Annotated in this window: 14 protein-coding genes and 3 tRNA genes; 6 read left to right on the top strand and 11 right to left on the bottom strand. The window is 67.1% G+C overall.

Features of this window, described 5'->3' with window-relative positions; all coding sequences use genetic code 11:
* Positions 1-65 precede the first annotated feature (65 nt).
* The 5 genes from ZAL01S_RS06880 to ftsH are packed head-to-tail and all read right to left on the bottom strand — an operon-like array spanning position 66 to position 5,201.
* A complete protein-coding gene (locus ZAL01S_RS06880) occupies positions 66-638 on the bottom strand; it encodes a DUF3180 family protein (RefSeq protein WP_066081639.1) in 573 nt (190 codons plus the stop codon).
* On the bottom strand, positions 635-1,213 hold the full coding sequence (gene folK, locus ZAL01S_RS06875) for a 2-amino-4-hydroxy-6-hydroxymethyldihydropteridine diphosphokinase (RefSeq protein ID WP_083523154.1): 579 nt from the start codon (positions 1,211-1,213) through the stop codon (positions 635-637). Before folK ends, ZAL01S_RS06880 begins: the two co-directional genes overlap by 4 nt.
* Positions 1,210-1,689 (bottom strand): dihydroneopterin aldolase, encoded by a 480-nt coding sequence (gene folB / locus ZAL01S_RS06870; RefSeq protein ID WP_244875359.1) that lies wholly within the window; start codon positions 1,687-1,689, stop codon positions 1,210-1,212. The genes folK and folB overlap by 4 nt, the downstream gene beginning before the upstream one ends.
* Positions 1,686-3,227: a dihydropteroate synthase gene (gene folP / locus ZAL01S_RS09805; protein WP_083523153.1), complete on the bottom strand. Its 1,542-nt coding sequence runs from the start codon at positions 3,225-3,227 to the stop codon at positions 1,686-1,688. The genes folB and folP overlap by 4 nt, the downstream gene beginning before the upstream one ends.
* 9 nt (positions 3,228-3,236) lie before the next feature.
* Positions 3,237-5,201: an ATP-dependent zinc metalloprotease FtsH gene (ftsH, locus tag ZAL01S_RS06860; protein WP_066081637.1), complete on the bottom strand. Its 1,965-nt coding sequence runs from the start codon at positions 5,199-5,201 to the stop codon at positions 3,237-3,239.
* A gap of 452 nt (positions 5,202-5,653) precedes the next feature.
* Here ftsH and ZAL01S_RS06855 point away from each other — a divergent pair, with 452 nt between their 5' ends.
* Complete coding sequence (locus ZAL01S_RS06855) at positions 5,654-7,081, top strand: RNB domain-containing ribonuclease (RefSeq protein WP_066081635.1); 1,428 nt, start codon at positions 5,654-5,656, stop codon at positions 7,079-7,081.
* Between the two features lie 281 nt (positions 7,082-7,362).
* Here the strand turns inward: ZAL01S_RS06855 and hpt are convergent, their stop codons facing one another.
* From hpt to ZAL01S_RS10115, 3 genes are all read right to left on the bottom strand, one after another.
* Complete coding sequence (gene hpt / locus ZAL01S_RS06850) at positions 7,363-7,986, bottom strand: hypoxanthine phosphoribosyltransferase (protein WP_066081633.1); 624 nt, start codon at positions 7,984-7,986, stop codon at positions 7,363-7,365.
* Between the two features lie 9 nt (positions 7,987-7,995).
* Complete coding sequence (tilS, locus tag ZAL01S_RS06845; protein WP_083523152.1) at positions 7,996-9,132, bottom strand: tRNA lysidine(34) synthetase TilS; 1,137 nt, start codon at positions 9,130-9,132, stop codon at positions 7,996-7,998.
* Between the two features lie 85 nt (positions 9,133-9,217).
* Entirely contained in the window at positions 9,218-9,583 is a 366-nt protein-coding gene (locus ZAL01S_RS10115) for a PLD nuclease N-terminal domain-containing protein (RefSeq protein ID WP_110467146.1), read from the bottom strand.
* A 235-nt stretch (positions 9,584-9,818) separates the two neighbouring features.
* On the opposite strand from ZAL01S_RS10115, the gene ZAL01S_RS06835 reads away from it, so the two are divergent.
* Positions 9,819-10,307, top strand: a complete 489-nt coding sequence (locus ZAL01S_RS06835; RefSeq protein ID WP_066081631.1) for an inorganic diphosphatase — start codon at positions 9,819-9,821, stop codon at positions 10,305-10,307.
* Between the two features lie 171 nt (positions 10,308-10,478).
* Here ZAL01S_RS06835 and ZAL01S_RS06830 read toward each other — a convergent pair whose 3' ends face one another.
* The gene (locus tag ZAL01S_RS06830; protein ID WP_066081628.1) at positions 10,479-12,248 is read right to left on the bottom strand and encodes a M23 family metallopeptidase; all 1,770 of its coding nucleotides are present in this window, start codon (positions 12,246-12,248) and stop codon (positions 10,479-10,481) included.
* A gap of 357 nt (positions 12,249-12,605) precedes the next feature.
* Between ZAL01S_RS06830 and ZAL01S_RS06825 the strand changes: the two genes are divergently transcribed.
* The 3 genes from ZAL01S_RS06825 to ZAL01S_RS06815 all read left to right on the top strand — a co-directional run bounded on the left by ZAL01S_RS06825 (position 12,606) and on the right by ZAL01S_RS06815 (position 12,943).
* A tRNA-Glu gene (locus tag ZAL01S_RS06825) sits at positions 12,606-12,678 on the top strand.
* A gap of 51 nt (positions 12,679-12,729) precedes the next feature.
* Positions 12,730-12,803: transfer RNA gene (locus tag ZAL01S_RS06820), tRNA-Asp, on the top strand.
* A gap of 67 nt (positions 12,804-12,870) precedes the next feature.
* Positions 12,871-12,943, top strand: a tRNA-Phe gene (locus ZAL01S_RS06815).
* Between the two features lie 188 nt (positions 12,944-13,131).
* On the opposite strand, the gene ZAL01S_RS06810 is transcribed toward ZAL01S_RS06815, so the two are convergent.
* Positions 13,132-13,665: a hypothetical protein gene (locus ZAL01S_RS06810; RefSeq protein WP_066081626.1), complete on the bottom strand. Its 534-nt coding sequence runs from the start codon at positions 13,663-13,665 to the stop codon at positions 13,132-13,134.
* 165 nt (positions 13,666-13,830) lie between these two features.
* On the opposite strand from ZAL01S_RS06810, the gene trhO reads away from it, so the two are divergent.
* Positions 13,831-14,742 (top strand): oxygen-dependent tRNA uridine(34) hydroxylase TrhO, encoded by a 912-nt coding sequence (trhO, locus tag ZAL01S_RS06805; RefSeq protein WP_066081624.1) that lies wholly within the window; start codon positions 13,831-13,833, stop codon positions 14,740-14,742.
* Positions 14,743-14,819: 77 nt separating this feature from the next.
* On the opposite strand, the gene ZAL01S_RS06800 is transcribed toward trhO, so the two are convergent.
* The coding region (locus ZAL01S_RS06800) for a SpaA isopeptide-forming pilin-related protein (protein WP_169793685.1) at positions 14,820-15,189 on the bottom strand (370 nt) is incomplete at its 5' end.

Here is a 15,189-nt window from a genome sequence, read left to right as displayed (position 1 = left end):
GCTCCGATGCCGACAACGAGGCCGAGGCCATCCGTACGACGCCCTGCGTGCTGCGAGCGCTCGCGCTACGCCGTCCCGCGGGCGCCCTGGCGCTGCTGGCCGGGGCTGCTCGGCGGCAGCGAGCACCAGCGTTCGACAAGGAGCGCTGCCACGAGGAGCACGATGCTCGCGAGGAGCGAGACGCCGCACTCCCACGCGGATCCGGTCTCGATGAAGCTGCGCGTAAGAACGTAGACGAGCATCGAGGCGAAACTGCCGGAGAGGAGCGCGGCGGAGAGGCTTGAAGCCTTGGCAAAGGCGACGAGGCGGAGCGCGACGAAGGGGTCTGGTCGGGCTGGCGCGCCATCGCGGGAAGCGGGAGCAAGGTCGTCTGCAGTATCCGGATCACCGTCGACGGCGCGTCGGCGGGCACGCTGCTCGGCACGCTCGTGCTCCTCGTGGAGCCACTTCGTGTAGCGGCGCACTGGCCAGGCGAACACGATGAGCAGCACGGCCACGGCAAGCAGCACGACCGGCAAGGTGAGGGCCGGGATGAGCATGGGCCGCCCCTGGGCGTGCAACCAGCTTTCGAGCATCCACGCGAGGACTGCCCCGATGAGCGCAGTCACGGCGAGGGTGCCCGGTGTGGTGCGGTTCATGCCCGAAGCGCTCCCGTCTCGTGTGTTCCAGCTGCCGAGTCGGCGGTGGCAGGTTCGGCCGGCCAAATGCTGCTCGGCTCGGCGACGGCATCCACACGATCACCTGCCTGCTCGCGCAGCTCCGCAATCGGGCCGTGGTCGGCGAGCACTGCCTCGGGTTCGAGATCGAGCCATGGCGCAAGCACGAAGGCGCGTTCGTGGGCGCGGGGATGCGGGATGACAAGCTCGCGATCGTGCCTGGTCTCCCCCGCCACCACGATGATGTCGAGGTCGAGAGTGCGGTCGCCCCAGCGGATCGTGCGCTGACGGCCCGCTTCGTCTTCGATGGCGCGGAGCTCGTTGAGGAGCTCGCGCGAGGTGACAGTCTCGTCAAGCGCGACCTGAATCGCCGCATTGAGGTAGCGCGGCGCGTCCTCCTTCACGCCCTCGAGCGTGAGGGCGGGCGTCTCGTAAATGCGGGATGCGGCGCGCACGTGAACACCCGGGATGCTGTCGACCGCGGCGACCGCCTCACGCAGGTGCCGCATCCGCTCGCCGAGGTTCGAGCCAAGGGCGATGATCGCGGTGCGCGTCATGACGCGGCCGCCTCAGCGTTCGTGCCTTGCTCGGCCGCTGCATCCTCACGCATTTCGCGCTGAAAACGAAGGATGCTCACACTCACGTCCGCGAAGTCAAGCGGGACCGGCGCTTCTGGCTTGTGGATGGTGATGCGCACCGCCTGCGCGCCGCGGAACGAGAGTGCGACGCGGGCAAGCCGTTCGGCGAGCGTTTCGAGGAGGTCGACCGGCTCACCTTCGGCGCTCGCGTGGATGGCGCGCATGAGCTGCCCGTAGTGGACGGTGTCGTCGATGTCGTCGCTCTGCGCGGCCGCACGGGTGTCGGTCCACACGGTCGCATCGATGAAGAAGTCCTGGCCTTCTTCGCGTTCGTGCTCGTAGACGCCGTGGTTGGCGCGCACGCGCAGGCGCTCGAAGCTGATCGAGTCGAGTTCGGCGACGGGGAGCGACTGTTTCGTGCTGCGCGTGGTGGCGCTCAGTTCTGTGCTGCTCACGCTGCGCCTCCCGAGCTCGCCACCGGCCCGAGCACGGACCCGTCGTGGAAGCCGCGCGCGACGTCGAAGGCGACCTTGCTTGCGAGCGCATTGTGGACGCGAACGCCCCACACGCCCCGCTCGGCGCAGAGGGCCGAGATGATCGCGGTCGGGAGGTCGCGGTCGAGCACGGGCGCACCTTCGGGCAGGAGCGCGCCGGTGAAGCGCTTGCGGCTCACGCCAATAAGGAGCGGATGGCCGGTCGACTGGTAGGCCTCGAGCATGCCGAGGACGGCCCAGTTATGTTCGGCGTCCTTTGCGAAGCCGAGGCCCGGGTCGAGAATGATCTGCTCGTGGTTGAGCCCGCGTTGCACGGCCTGGTCGCGCATGTGGAGGAGCTCGTCAAGAATCTCGCGGCCCGCATCGCGGTATTCGGCGAGGTTGTTCATAAGGATCGAGTGCCCACGCCAGTGGCTCAGGATGTACGGCGCGCCCGTCTCGGCCATGAGCGGCAGCATCTCGGCATCGGCCATGCCCCCCGAGACGTCATTAACGTAGCGCGCGCCTGCGTCAAGCACAGCGCGGGCGGTTTCGGCGTACATTGTGTCGACGGACACCTCGATACCTTCGTCGGCGAGTGCGGCGACGACGGGAAGGACGCGCGCGCATTCTTCGGGCTGCGGGACGCGTTGGGCGCCGGGGCGGGTGGATTCGCCGCCGACGTCGATGATCGTGGCACCCTCCGTGATGAGGCGGTGCGCGACCTCGAGCGCGGCCTCGGTGCGCGCCTCGGCATTGTCGCGTTCGAAGCGGCCACCGTCCGAGAAGGAGTCGGGGGTCACGTTGAGGACGGCCATGAGTTCGGGCTCAAGGAAGGCCCCTCGCGCGGCCGTGGCTGCGGCATTCGCGCTGGATGCTGCGGCGGCCGGGCGCTCGGTGACGGTGGCGCCGCCACGGATGGCGTCGCCCACGGCATCCGGCAGCGCGGCGACAGGCTCTGCCACGCCGAGCAGCAACATCGCTTCGCTTCGGGCTGCACCCTCGCGGAGTTCACCGGCAGCGGCAATCGAGACGGCATCCCCAGCGACCTGGCGCTCACCGCGCAACGTCACGCAGCCCTGCCGAGCCGTGACCCGCACGAGCGCGCCACGAGCATCCAGGCCCGCCATGATCGCCTGCACGATACGGTCGGCGAGGACCTCCTGCAGGGTGAGCTGGCTCGAGAGCGTCTCGACAAGCGCGTGGAGGCGACCGAAGCCGACGAGGTGGTCGCCCGGCACGTAGACGAGGTCGATCGACCCTTCGAACGGCAACATGTGGTGCTCGCACATGGAGCGGAAGGCGATCCCACGCAGCGCAACTGGCTGGCCGCTTGAGCCCTCGGCGGGGAAACGACCCTCCCGAAGCGCCGGTACAGGGTCGATGCCGGAACCTGCGAAGAGTTCCTTCGCGGCGGCCGCGACGCGCTCGGGCGTGCGGGCAAGGCGGGCCGGGTCATGGTCGACAAGGTGCAGGAAGCGCTCTACGAGTGCTGCCGCCTCACGCTCATCGAAGGTCATCGCAGGCTCCTAGGCTTCGGGTGTGGCCGGGTCGGCGGCGGCGCTCTCGCTGAGCTCGTCGACGGCGAGGCGCGGCTTCACTTCAACCGGCGGCAGCGTCGAGACGGGACGGTCCGGGCTCGACAGCCACTGCGGGCGCTCGGGGAGCTTTCGGATCGGCTTGAAGATCTCGTCAAGGCGGACGTGGTCGATCGTTTCCTTCTCGAGGAGTTCTGCCGCGAGCTGGTCAAGAATGTCGCGGTTCTCGGTGAGGACCTGGTAGGCCTCCTGGTGCGCCTGCTCGATGAGCGCGCGCACCTCGCGGTCGACCACTTCAGCAACCTCTTCGGAGTAGTCGCGGCCACCGCCCTGCGTCTGACCGTAGACGAGGTCGCTCGAGCCGCCACCGAGCTTCACTGAGCCGACGGAAGCGGACATGCCGTACTCGGTGACCATCTTGCGGGCCGTCTTCGTGGCCTTCTCGATGTCGTTCGAGGCACCCGTCGTTGGGTCGTGGAAGATGATCTCTTCAGCGACCCGGCCTCCCATTGCGTAGGTGAGCTGGTCCAGGAGTTCGTTGCGCGTGACCGAGTACTTGTCTTCGAGCGGGAGCACCATCGTGTAGCCGAGGGCCTTACCGCGGGGAAGGATCGTCACCTTCGTGACCGGGTCAGTGTGGCGCATAGCTGCTGCCGCGATCGCGTGACCACCCTCGTGATACGCGGTGATGAGCTTCTCCTGGTCCTTCATGACGCGGCTGCGACGCTGCGGGCCCGCGATGACGCGGTCAACCGCTTCGTCGAGGGCGCGCTCGTCGATGATCTGCGCGTTCGAGCGGGCGGTGAGCAGCGCCGCCTCGTTGAGAACGTTCGCGAGGTCGGCACCTGTGAAGCCCGGCGTCTTGCGGGCGACGACGGCGAGGTCGACGCTCGGGGCGAGGGGCTTGCCCTTCGCGTGCACTTCGAGGATGCGCTGACGACCACCAAGGTCGGGCGCATCCACCGCGATCTGCCGGTCGAAGCGGCCCGGACGGAGCAGGGCAGGGTCGAGCACATCGGGGCGGTTCGTGGCCGCAATGAGGATGACGTTCGTCGTCGCGTCAAAGCCGTCCATCTCGACGAGGAGCTGGTTGAGCGTCTGCTCGCGCTCGTCGTTGCCGCCGCCGACGCCGACACCACGGTGGCGACCTACGGCGTCGATCTCGTCGACGAAGATGATCGCCGGAGCGTTCTGCTTGGCTTGTTCAAAGAGGTCACGGACACGGCTTGCACCCACACCAACAAACATCTCGACGAAGTCCGAACCCGAGATCGAGAAGAACGGCACGCCCGCCTCTCCCGCGACGGCGCGCGCGAGGAGCGTCTTACCCGTTCCAGGAGGGCCGTAGAGGAGGACGCCCTTCGGGATGCGAGCACCAACCGCCTGGAACTTCGCCGGCTCCTTGAGGAATTCCTTGATCTCTTGCAGCTCCTCGAGGGCTTCGTCGGCACCGGCGACGTCCTCAAAGGTGACCTTCGGCGACTCCTTCGAGACGAGCTTCGCGCGCGACTTGCCGAACTGCATGACGCCACGGCCGCCCCCCGGGCCGCTCGAAAGCATCATCCAGGCGAAGAAGCCGATGAGCAGGAGCGGGACGAGAAGCGAAATGGCCGAGAAGATCCATCCGCCGCTCGGAATTTCGTCGTCGTAGCCACCGGCAGGCTGCGACTCCGAGACAGCGCGGACGACTTCGCTCGCGCGAGCGTTCACGAAGGTGAACTGAACGTGCTCGCCGTACAGCGGGTCGGCCTCGGTGAGCTTCATGTCAACGCGGTTCTCGCCGTCGACGATCTTCACCTTCTCGACCTTGTGCTGCATGAGCAGGGTCACACCCTCTTGCGTGGTGACCTCACGCACGCCGGAGCCGTTCACGAGGCTGAACCCGATGCCGATGACGAGCACCGCCAACGCCACGATGACGAGTGGGTTCTTGAGGATCTTGAGGAAAGTCTTCATGCGTCGCCTGGCGAGTCGCGAACTCGCAGCTTTCTGTTTCTTTCGGGCATCCGGAAGGGTGCCCACGGCCGGTCGTAACCCCGAGCAAAGCGCCCGGAGGGAATGGCATTCAGCGTAGTCGAGGCCACCGACATCCCCACGGCCTGTTCGCTCCCGGCAATCCGCCAAGCGGGAACTCTCTCGCACGACCCTGCACCCCGCCCAGCTCCTCATCCCGCCGACCCACCCCTCGCCCCACCTTTTCTGCGCCAAATTGACGGTGCGGTGCCAAATTCGGCACCGCACCGTCAATTTGGCGCAGGTTTGCGGCGGGCAGTTTGGCCGGAGCGCGGGGGGGACGGGGTAGGCGGGAGGGAGGGAGTCGCGAGGCGGGAGGGAGGCGCGGCGGGAGGCGCAAGGTGGGAGCGAGGCGTGTTCGGCCAGCCTTCGGCACGGCTCGCTACAGTGCAAGCATGCGAGGAGTCCACGCCACAGCGCTTGAGTTCGATGATGTTCGCGACGAGTTCAACCTCCCGCACGAGTTTCCAGCTGAGGTCGAGGCCGCCGCAGCCGCCGCGCACGATCGCTTCGCCGCCGAACGCCGCGACGCCCGCGACATCCCCTTCGTCACGATCGACCCGCCGGGCTCGAAGGACCTCGACCAGGCGGTCCATGTCGTCCCGACCGAGTCCGGCTTTCGCCTGAGCTACGCGATCGCGGATGTGGGTGCCTTCGTCGCACTCGGCGGCCCAATCGATGAGGAGGCGCGAAAGCGCGGTCAGACCATGTACCTGCCGGACGGCTCGACGCCGCTCCACCCACGCGTGCTCTCGGAAGACCGGGCAAGCCTTGTCGAGGGCGAAGACCGCCCGTGTGCACTCTGGACGATCGAGACCGACGAGCGTGGAGTCATAACGAGCGGCCGCGTCGAGCGCGCCATCATCCACTCAACCGCCCGACTCGACTACCAGACGGTGCAGCAGTGGTTCGACGAGGGCCGCGAACTCCCCGAAGCACTCACCGGACTCAAGGGCTTCGGCGAGGCACGGTCGGCGCTGGCGATTGAGCGCGGCGCCATCGAACTCTCACTGCCCGCGCAAGAGATTGTCCAGTTGCCGGATGGCGGATGGACGGTCCGCAACGAGGCCCGCACGCAGGTAGACGACTGGAACGCGCAGTGTTCCCTCGCGACCGGCCACGTCGCAGCCACGATCATGCTGCGCGGCGGGACGGGCATCCTCCGCACCCTCGATGCAGCAACGCCCGACACGGAGGCGGAGTTCCGCGCGGCGTGCACGGCCATCGGGATGCCCTGGCCAGAAGGCATTGCGGCAGGCGCTTGGCTTGCAACGCTCCCCCGCGATGACGCACGCACGCTTGCCGTCCATACCGCTGCCACCCGCCTGCTCCGCGGCGCGGGCTATGTCGCATTCCACGGTGAACTGCCGCCCGAGAACGAACGCTCGCACGCGGGCGTCGCCGACCTCTACGCGCACGCTACCGCGCCGCTGCGCCGTCTCGCCGACCGCTTCGCGATCGAGTGCTGCCTTGCCATCGACGCTGGCCGTGAGGTCGACCCCGAGCTTGCTGCGGCGCTCCCCGAGGTGGCGAAGCGGATGGAGGAGACGAACCGCACCGCGTCAGCGGTTGAGCGTGAAGCGCTCTCAAAGGGTGAGGCGCTCGCGCTTGCGTCGCGTGTGGGCGAGGAGTTTGAGGTCGCCGTCACGCGTGGCGCGCGGGATGGCGGCAAGGATGGTAATACGCGCCCCGCGGAGGTGCTGCTCCTCGAGCCGAGCGTCACCGCATCCTGCGACGGGTCGCCCCAGGCTGGGACGACCATCCGCGTCCGCCTCACTGAAGCCGACCCCACCAAGCGCAGGGTCCGTTTCACTGCCCTCTAGCCGCGGCCACGCCCCGCAGCCCCACCGGATCCCACCCAGCTGCATGCTGCTGCACATCACCCTGCGCTGCGCGTCCCCGCTCAGGCTCGCGCGGCACCCCCGCCCAGGCTCGCGCGGCACCCAAAAGATAGGTCGAAAAGTGCTTGTCGGGCCACTCCGTGAGTGACCGGACAAGCACTTTTCGACCTAATTTCCAGCGCGAGCACGAGGATGCGCGCGGAGGGACGGCATGACGGGCAGCCCTCTCCCACGCGAGTCCCGAAGCCCCGCGGGCGAAGCCGCTACAGCTGGGGCTGCTCGTGCGAGCCGGCGCCCTCTTCCACCTCAACGCGGGCCGGCTCCGGCTCCTCTTCGCCGCCGTAGACGTGCGGCTTGAGCACAACGACGTCGCGCAGGTGGCGGTAGCGCTCATCGAAGTCGAGGCCGTATCCGACGACGAACTCGTTCGGGACGTCGTAACCGATGTACTTCACGGGGACGTCCGACTTCAGGCGCGAGGGCTTGCGCAGCAGCGTGCAGATCTCAACCGAGTTCGGGCCGCGCGATTCGAGGTTCGACTTGAGCCAGGTGAGCGTGAGACCCGAGTCGATGATGTCTTCGACGATGAGGACGTCGCGGCCCGTGAGGTCGGCGTCGAGGTCCTTGATGATGCGGACGACACCGCTCGACTCCGTCCCGGAGCCGTACGAGGACACCGCCATCCAGTCCATCTTCACGGGGCAGCGAAGCTCGCGGGCGAGGTCCGAGACGACCATGACGGCCCCCTTGAGCACACCAATGAGCAGCGGCTCGCGACCCTCGTAGTCACGCTCAATCTCGCGCGCCATCTCCGCGATGCGCGCGTGGATCTGCTCCTCCGTGTAGAGGACTTCCCGAACGTCGTCCTGGCAGTCAATAGCGCGCATGGCGGCTCCTTATCGCGTCTCGTCCTCGCCGTGTGGCGTGGGTTCGTCAATAATCTGGGTGGCACCGCCGGCACGCGTCACAATGCGTGTCCCGCGGGTGCCAGCGGTGGCAGTGTCGGCGGTCGTCGCGTCGTCGCCGTTCGGCTCGTGTGCTTCGGCGGCACCGAAGAGGATGCGTCCCCGCTCGCGTTCGACACGGATGCCAGGAAGATCGACCGGCCCCTGCCCGTGCCATTCCGTCGCGAGTGCGGCTACCGCCATCGTGTGGCGGCGCGAGAGCGACACCCCAAAGCCCTGCTCTGCAACGATGCGGCAAATGCGCTGGCGAAGCGCCGGAGGCTGGGTCACGAGCCCGCCAACATCCAGCGAAATACGGCCGTCTTCGTTTTCGTCGATGATCTCGCGGGCCCATTCGAGGGCGAGCTCGTCAAGGGTTTCGGCGTCTTCGCGAAGGGTCGTGGCCGTGCGGGCAAGCGCCTCCGAAATACCAGGGCCGAGCTCTTCTTCAAGCATCGGCAGCACCCGTTCGCGAACGCGAACGCGCGTGTACTTCGGATCGTGGTTGTGCGGGTCTTGCCACGGCTCGAGGCCCATATCGGCGCACGCCTGGTGCGTCGCAGTGCGTCGGATGCCGAGGAGCGGACGCAGGAGCGGACCTGCAACCGGAGCCATCCCGTGGAGACTCTTGCCGCCGGATCCGCGAGCAAGACCAAGGAGCACCGTCTCGGCCTGGTCGTCGAGGGTGTGGCCGAGCAGGAGCGCCACCGCGCCAAGCTGCTGGCGCGTCGCCTCGAGCGCCTCGTAGCGGGCGAGGCGAGCGGATGCCTCAGGGCCCTGGCCGTCATCCCGAACCTCGACGCGCACGACCATCACCGGGTCGAGGCCAAGCTCACGCGCCTGCGCTGCAGCACGCTCAGCGACCTCGGCCGAGCCTTCCTGCAGCTGGTGGTCGATGATGACCGCGCCCGCGCGCACGCCAATGCGCGGCGCTTCGAAGGCGGTTGCGGCTGCCAGGGCGAGCGAGTCGCCGCCGCCGCTCAAGCCGACGAGCACCAGTTCACCGTCGCGCGCGGCAGCCTTGAGGCTCACGCGAACGGTACGGCGAATGTCCGCGACGGGCGGGGTGAGGCGAGGACGATCTGGCACGCGCTCAGCCTAGCGATCTTCGCGGGCAATCGCCCGGAGTCGTCGTGCCGTCAACACGGTCCTGAGCCGCCTCGCCCTGCGTCCACTACTTGCGGCCGAGCTTGCGGCCCGCCATGAAGTAGGCGATCGGGCCAATCCAGTTGAGCGGCAGCACCGCGTACCAGAAGGCCTTCGGGCCGTGGATGCGCTTCGGGTCGCGGCGGGCAAGGTCGATGCCGGCAGCGGTGGCGAGACCAAGCTGTGCGAGGCCGATGAGGCCGATGAGGCTCTTCTTCGTGCGGCTCAGGCGCGGCACCTTGGCGTGCTGCGGCGTTGCGAAGGAGGCCTTGCCAGCATCATGAGACTTCACGCGAGGCTGCCCGCCGCCCGCAACGTCGCGAGGAGCGCTCGAGCGGTTCACCTCGCCGTGAAACGAGCCGGAGCCAAAGGACTGTGCGGTGTTCTCAGTCATGCTTCCACCATCACACGCCCGTTCGAGCGCCCGGTGTGCGCAGCCTCAACATTCCCCCAGCCCGCGGTCGCCTGACCAGATTTGGGAAGATAGCGGTGATCCCCCCCCTCCTCCAAGCGGGATGACTGATATATGCCCAAACCTGGTCACGGTGTCCCGCCACGCGATGTCACCTCGGTAGCCTGGACTCACCGAATCCGCTGTGAACATTCACGCCGAGCGAAGGAGCACGCCAATGAGCGCCTACGACGTTGTTATCGAAATCCCCAAGGGCAGCCGCAACAAGTACGAGGTTGACCACGAGACCGGCCGCGTCTACCTCGACCGCGTCCTCTTCACGCCGTTCGTGTACCCGGTTGACTACGGCTTCTTCGAGCACACCCTCGCCGACGACGGCGACCCGCTCGACGCACTCGTGCTCCTCGAGGAGCCGGTGTTCCCGGGCGTTGGCCTCAAGGTTCGCCCGGTCGGCGTGCTCCGCATGGCCGACGAAGCTGGCGGGGACGACAAGGTCCTCTGCGTGCAGTACAAGGACCCGCGCTGGCTCCACATCCAGTCGCTCGACGACGTCCCGCAGTCGACGAAGGACCAGCTCCAGCACTTCTTCGAGCACTACAAGGACCTCGAGCCGGGCAAGTGGGTCAAGGTTGAGGCCTGGGGTTCGGCTGAGGAAGCCACCGAGATCATCGAGCGCTCGCTCAAGGCATACAAGCCGGCCGAGTAGTCACTCACCCTTCGCAAGCGGGGCTGCACCACATCGGTGCGGCCCCGCTTTCGTGTGCGGAGCGCCCCTGGCATCCGGCGGCCTCCGAGTCACGCACCGCACAGGAAAACTCACACGGCACAAGAAAAGGGGCCCGCACCGTATTCGGCGCGGACCCCTTCACGCTCGGGTCTAGCTGTAGTAGACGCCCACGTAGTTGAGCCAGGGCACTGGATCCATGAACTCACCGTTCGACATGACCTCGAAGTGGAGGTGGCAGCCGGTCGAGGCACCGGTCGTGCCGATGTAGCCGATGACGTCGCCGGCGTTCACGTGCTGGCCAACGCTCACGGCGACGCCGCCATCCATGACGTGGGCGTAGCCGTTCTGGGCACCGCCACCGATATCGATGACGATGTAGTTGCCGTAGCCCACGTCCGTCCAGCCTGCGTAGGTGACCACGCCACTCGTGGCTGCGTGGATCGGGGTACCGCAGGTGCCGGATTCACGGACGATGTCGATACCCGTGTGGAGTGCCCAGTAGTGGTACACGGGGTGGTAGCGCATGCCGAAGGGGTCGGTGAGGTAGCCACCTTCCACGGGTGCCGCGTAGCCAGCCATGATGCCGTTGTTGGCGGGTTCGGGGGCCGGCGCGGGCTCAGGAGCCGGTGCCGGTGCGGGCTCGGGGGCAGGTGCGGGCTCGGGGGCAGGTGCGGGTTCAGGTTCCGGAGCTGGCGCCGGCTCAACCGGTGCGACCGGTTCAGGCGCCGGAAGCTCGGGCGAGGTGGTTTCCACCGGCGTTGCCGTCGGTGTCGGCTCAGGCTTCGCGGTTTCGCTCGGCGCCGGGCTTGCGGTCAGCGTCGGCACCTCGGACGGCGTCGGAACAGCCGTCTCGGTGGGAGCCTCGGTGGGTTCGGCGCTGTTCGTTGCCTCGGACGTCGCGCTTGCGTTCGGTGCGGCCGCTGCGGTACCGCCATTCACCTTGGCACGGATGGCAGCAAGGTCGGCCTCGCTCAGCGGGTCGATGCCGGCCGGTGGGGCGGGCGGTTCGAGGCCGGCAGCAATCGCGTTCTCGACATCCTGGATGTAGGAGACACGCTGTGCCTCGAGGGCTGCCGCGGCCTGTGCTTTGCGCGTGTCCTCTTCCTGCTGCTTGAGGATCTTCTGGCCGTTCGTGTAGTCGGCCTGCGTGACGTTGCGCTTCTCCTGGAGCGGGATGAGCATCGCCTGGAGCTCAGCGCGCTGCGAGGTTGCCGCGTCGCGGTCGTTCTGCGCTGCGACCTGCTCGGCCATCGCGGCGTCGTACTTCGTGCGCGCGTCCGCTTCGATATCGGCAAGTTCTTCCGCAGCGGTCGTTGCCTGGGCAGCGAGCTGCTCGGCGGTCTCCTGCTGGTCCACCGCCTCTGCGTAGATACCGTCAGTCTGCTCGGCAAGGCCAGAGAGCATGCCGAGCTGGCTGAGGAGGTCATCCGCGCGCTGCGGGTTCATGAAGAGCGTGAGCGAGGGGTCACCGCCACCGCGGTTCGCCATGGCGGCGGCGAGCTGGCCAGCCTGGTCGCGGGTCTCCTCGGCGGTTGCGCGAGCGTTGTCCGCTTCTTCCTGGAGGCGCGTAACTTCGGCCTGCTTGATGGTGAGCTTCTGTGCGGCGGCGCCGTACTCGCTGCCCGCTGCGTTGGCGCGTCCGGTCGCGTCCTGCAGCTTGGTGTCGAGTTCGGCGATCTGGCCGTTGATCTCGTCGATGAGCGCCTGCTGGCGGTCCACGTCGTTCTGGGCGGCGATGACGTCGTCCCAGCTGGCGAAGTCGGATGCTTCGGCTGCCCAGCTGGGGACTGCGACGGCGGACATACCAATCACGCCGAGCACCGCGATGCTGGCTCCAGCGAGGCGAGCTCGCCAGGGCGCGCGCAGGGGATTCCAGCGCGTCAGGCGCAGTGCATCGCGCGGCGGTGTGGACTGAGTCATCGGATCTCCTCCGGCAGGGGATTCGTTGGGGTGGGCGTGTGACGCACGCTCGGGGGTACGTGCGGCCCATTCACCTCATGAGACCGTATTGGAAACACAAGTCACACAGACCACATCAAGAACAGTAACAACTTCAGCACGACACGCCTAGGCGCGTCGCCAGACTTTTTTGCATTTCAGGTGTATTCGCGAGATAGATTCGCGCCAGAACAGCCCCCGACCGCCGATTGCGACACGCCGAGGGGGACCGCAACTTCCCCGAAATTCCGCGGAAGTCGACGGTTTGCAAACTCGACTTTGCCACGCGCCCCCAACTTCCGTATGCTTACTCGTCGGTAGTTGTTACAACATCCGCTCGGCCCCATCGTCTAGCGGCCTAGGACCCCGCCCTTTCACGGCGGTAGCACGGGTTCGAATCCCGTTGGGGTCACGGACGCGTGGCCAGAGCAGATAGAGTAAGAACCACCAACAATTCAAGAATGGCCCTGTGGCGCAGTTGGTTAGCGTGCCGCCCTGTCACGGCGGAGGTCGCGGGTTCAAGTCCCGTCAGGGTCGCGAGTCGCTTCGCCCTTTCGAAAGGAAGGGCGTTGCTGTCTCCGACAGGGAATCCCCGGTTCCCGATGGCTCTGTAGCTCAGTTGGTAGAGCGTTCGACTGAAAATCGAAAGGTCACCGGATCGATGCCGGTCGGAGCCACAAGATGAAACCCCCGCTTCGGCGGGGGTTTTCTTGTTTTCTTCCAGCTGCGTGCCTCCACAAGCGGTGAATACCTCAGCGTGCACCACTCGACGAAGCACGGCAGATCCCCATGCTGCGCGACCTCTACTTCCCCACGGGCGGTCGCCGATTTCGGCCGTCGGTCGAGGACTTCTTGGAGTTCCTCATCAATGAGTGACGACGCGATAGTCGATCGAGGCGTCCGCCGGATCGATCAAGTCGATGGAGACAATGACGCCTGAGCGGAACCGCAGATGGTCACCTTCGCGCACGTCCACGGTCATGGTCTGTGATGCGCTCTCGTCCGTCGAGGCGACGCGGTTCATGTCGAAGTTCGTGAGCTTGAGGCGGCTCATCCCACCCTCGTCGCACGTCGCCACCACGGCGACCGTGATGGATGCGGCCAGGTCGCTGCCGACGCTGCGCAGCGTCGTGTGGCGCTCAAGGTGCCCTTTAGTGCCCAGCGGCGCGCCGGTGGCCTGGGCCGCGATGTCTGCGCCGAGCGACTCCCGACCGAAGACGGCCTGACAGCGTTCGGAACTCCCGCGATCCCCCTGCGACTGGCTCGCAAGCTCGCCCGCGGCAACCTCCGGAGACCCATTCAAGGTGAACTCGCCGGCACCCTGACATGCGGCGACGCTACTCGACAGCGTCACCACCGCGACGGCGCCCGCAATGCGGCGCACGATCGAGGCTGCCATAGCGGGCTCCTTGTTCAGACGTGTGTGCCTTCCGATGGTACGCCTCCCACACCAGCACCGTCCTGCGGCATGCGGCACAACGTGCCGCCACCGCGTCTGCAGCCGACCACGCGCGGTCCGCTTCGCCAGGTGCGAGGATGGAAGCCCCTACTCTCCGAGGAAGTCATGCCCCAGCCAGCCAAGATCCTGCTCTACTACGTGTTCACGCCTATCGCCGACCCGCAGGCGATGATGCTGTGGCAGCGTGAACTGTGCGAGCGGCACCAGCTGCGCGGCCGCATCCTCATTTCCAAGCACGGCATCAACGGCACGGTCGGCGGTTCGCTCGAAGCATGCAAGGCGTACGTTCGCCGCTTCAAGGACTACGCACCGTTCAAGGGTGTCGACATGAAGTGGTCGGAGGGCACGGGCCTTGATGAGTCGGGCTACTCGCTCGACTTCCCGCGCCTCAGTGTGAAGGCCCGCGACGAAATCGTCGCGTTTGGCGCACCGGAGGAGCTTGAGGTCGACGAGCACGGTGTGGTCGGCGGCGGCACACACCTGAAGCCCGACGAGCTGCACGAGCTGCTCGAAGCCAAGCCGGATGCCGTCTTCTTTGACGGCCGGAACGCGATCGAGGCTGAGGTCGGCCGCTTCCGCGGCGCGATCGTCCCCGACACGTCCACGACGCACGACTTCATCCGCGAGCTCGACTCGGGCAAGTACGACGAGCTGAAGAACAAGCCTGTCGTCACCTACTGCACGGGTGGCGTGCGCTGCGAAGTGCTCTCAGCGCTCATGGTGAAGCGCGGCTTCAACGAGGTGTACCAGCTCGATGGCGGCATCGTCCGCTACGGCGAGCGCTTCGGCAATTCGGGGCTCTGGGAAGGGGCCCTCACGGTGTTTGACGGACGCGAGGAAGTCACCTTCGGCGAGAACGTCAAGGTGTTCGCCCACTGCCGCTTCTGCGACGAAGCCACCACGCGACTGCAGAACTGCAGCGAACCGTCCTGCCGAGAACGCCTCATCACCTGCGAAAGCTGCGGCGCAGAGCTCGACCGAGTGCGTTGCGAGGCGCACGCGCTCGTCGAGGCATAGCACCGAGGGCAAAATCCGGGGGTCCAAGCCTCAATGCGGCTTGGACCCCCGGATTTTGCCCGTTTCGTCAGGCGGGACTACTCAGCTCGGCGGCCGCGCGACATGAGCAGGACGCCCATGCCTGCAACGAGCACCGCAGCGATGAGCACGCCAAGCGCGCCTGCACCGTCAACACCCGTGCCCACGAGGCCCGACTGCTGCGGACCCGGGGCCGGCGTCGTGTCGGCCGGCGTCTCCGTCGGAGTCGTCGTCGGGGTGTGCTCGGGCAGCTGCTGGTCGGTCACCACGAGGGTGTCGCCGTTCGCGGTCACCGTGTTGCCGGCGGCATCCTTCATCGTGACGGCACCGTTGGTGTCGACCGTGAAGGTGATGTCGGTGACGGCCATGTAGCCCTCCGGAGCGGCAACCTCGTGGAAGGTGTAGTCGCCCGGAACGAGCTGGATGTCC

This window comes from [Zimmermannella] alba NBRC 15616 (assembly GCF_001570905.1).
Taxonomy (GTDB): domain Bacteria; phylum Actinomycetota; class Actinomycetes; order Actinomycetales; family Microbacteriaceae; genus Pseudoclavibacter; species Pseudoclavibacter albus.
The sequence above is the reverse complement of the archived record's forward strand: the minus strand, read 5'-3'. Positions and strand labels throughout refer to the sequence as shown.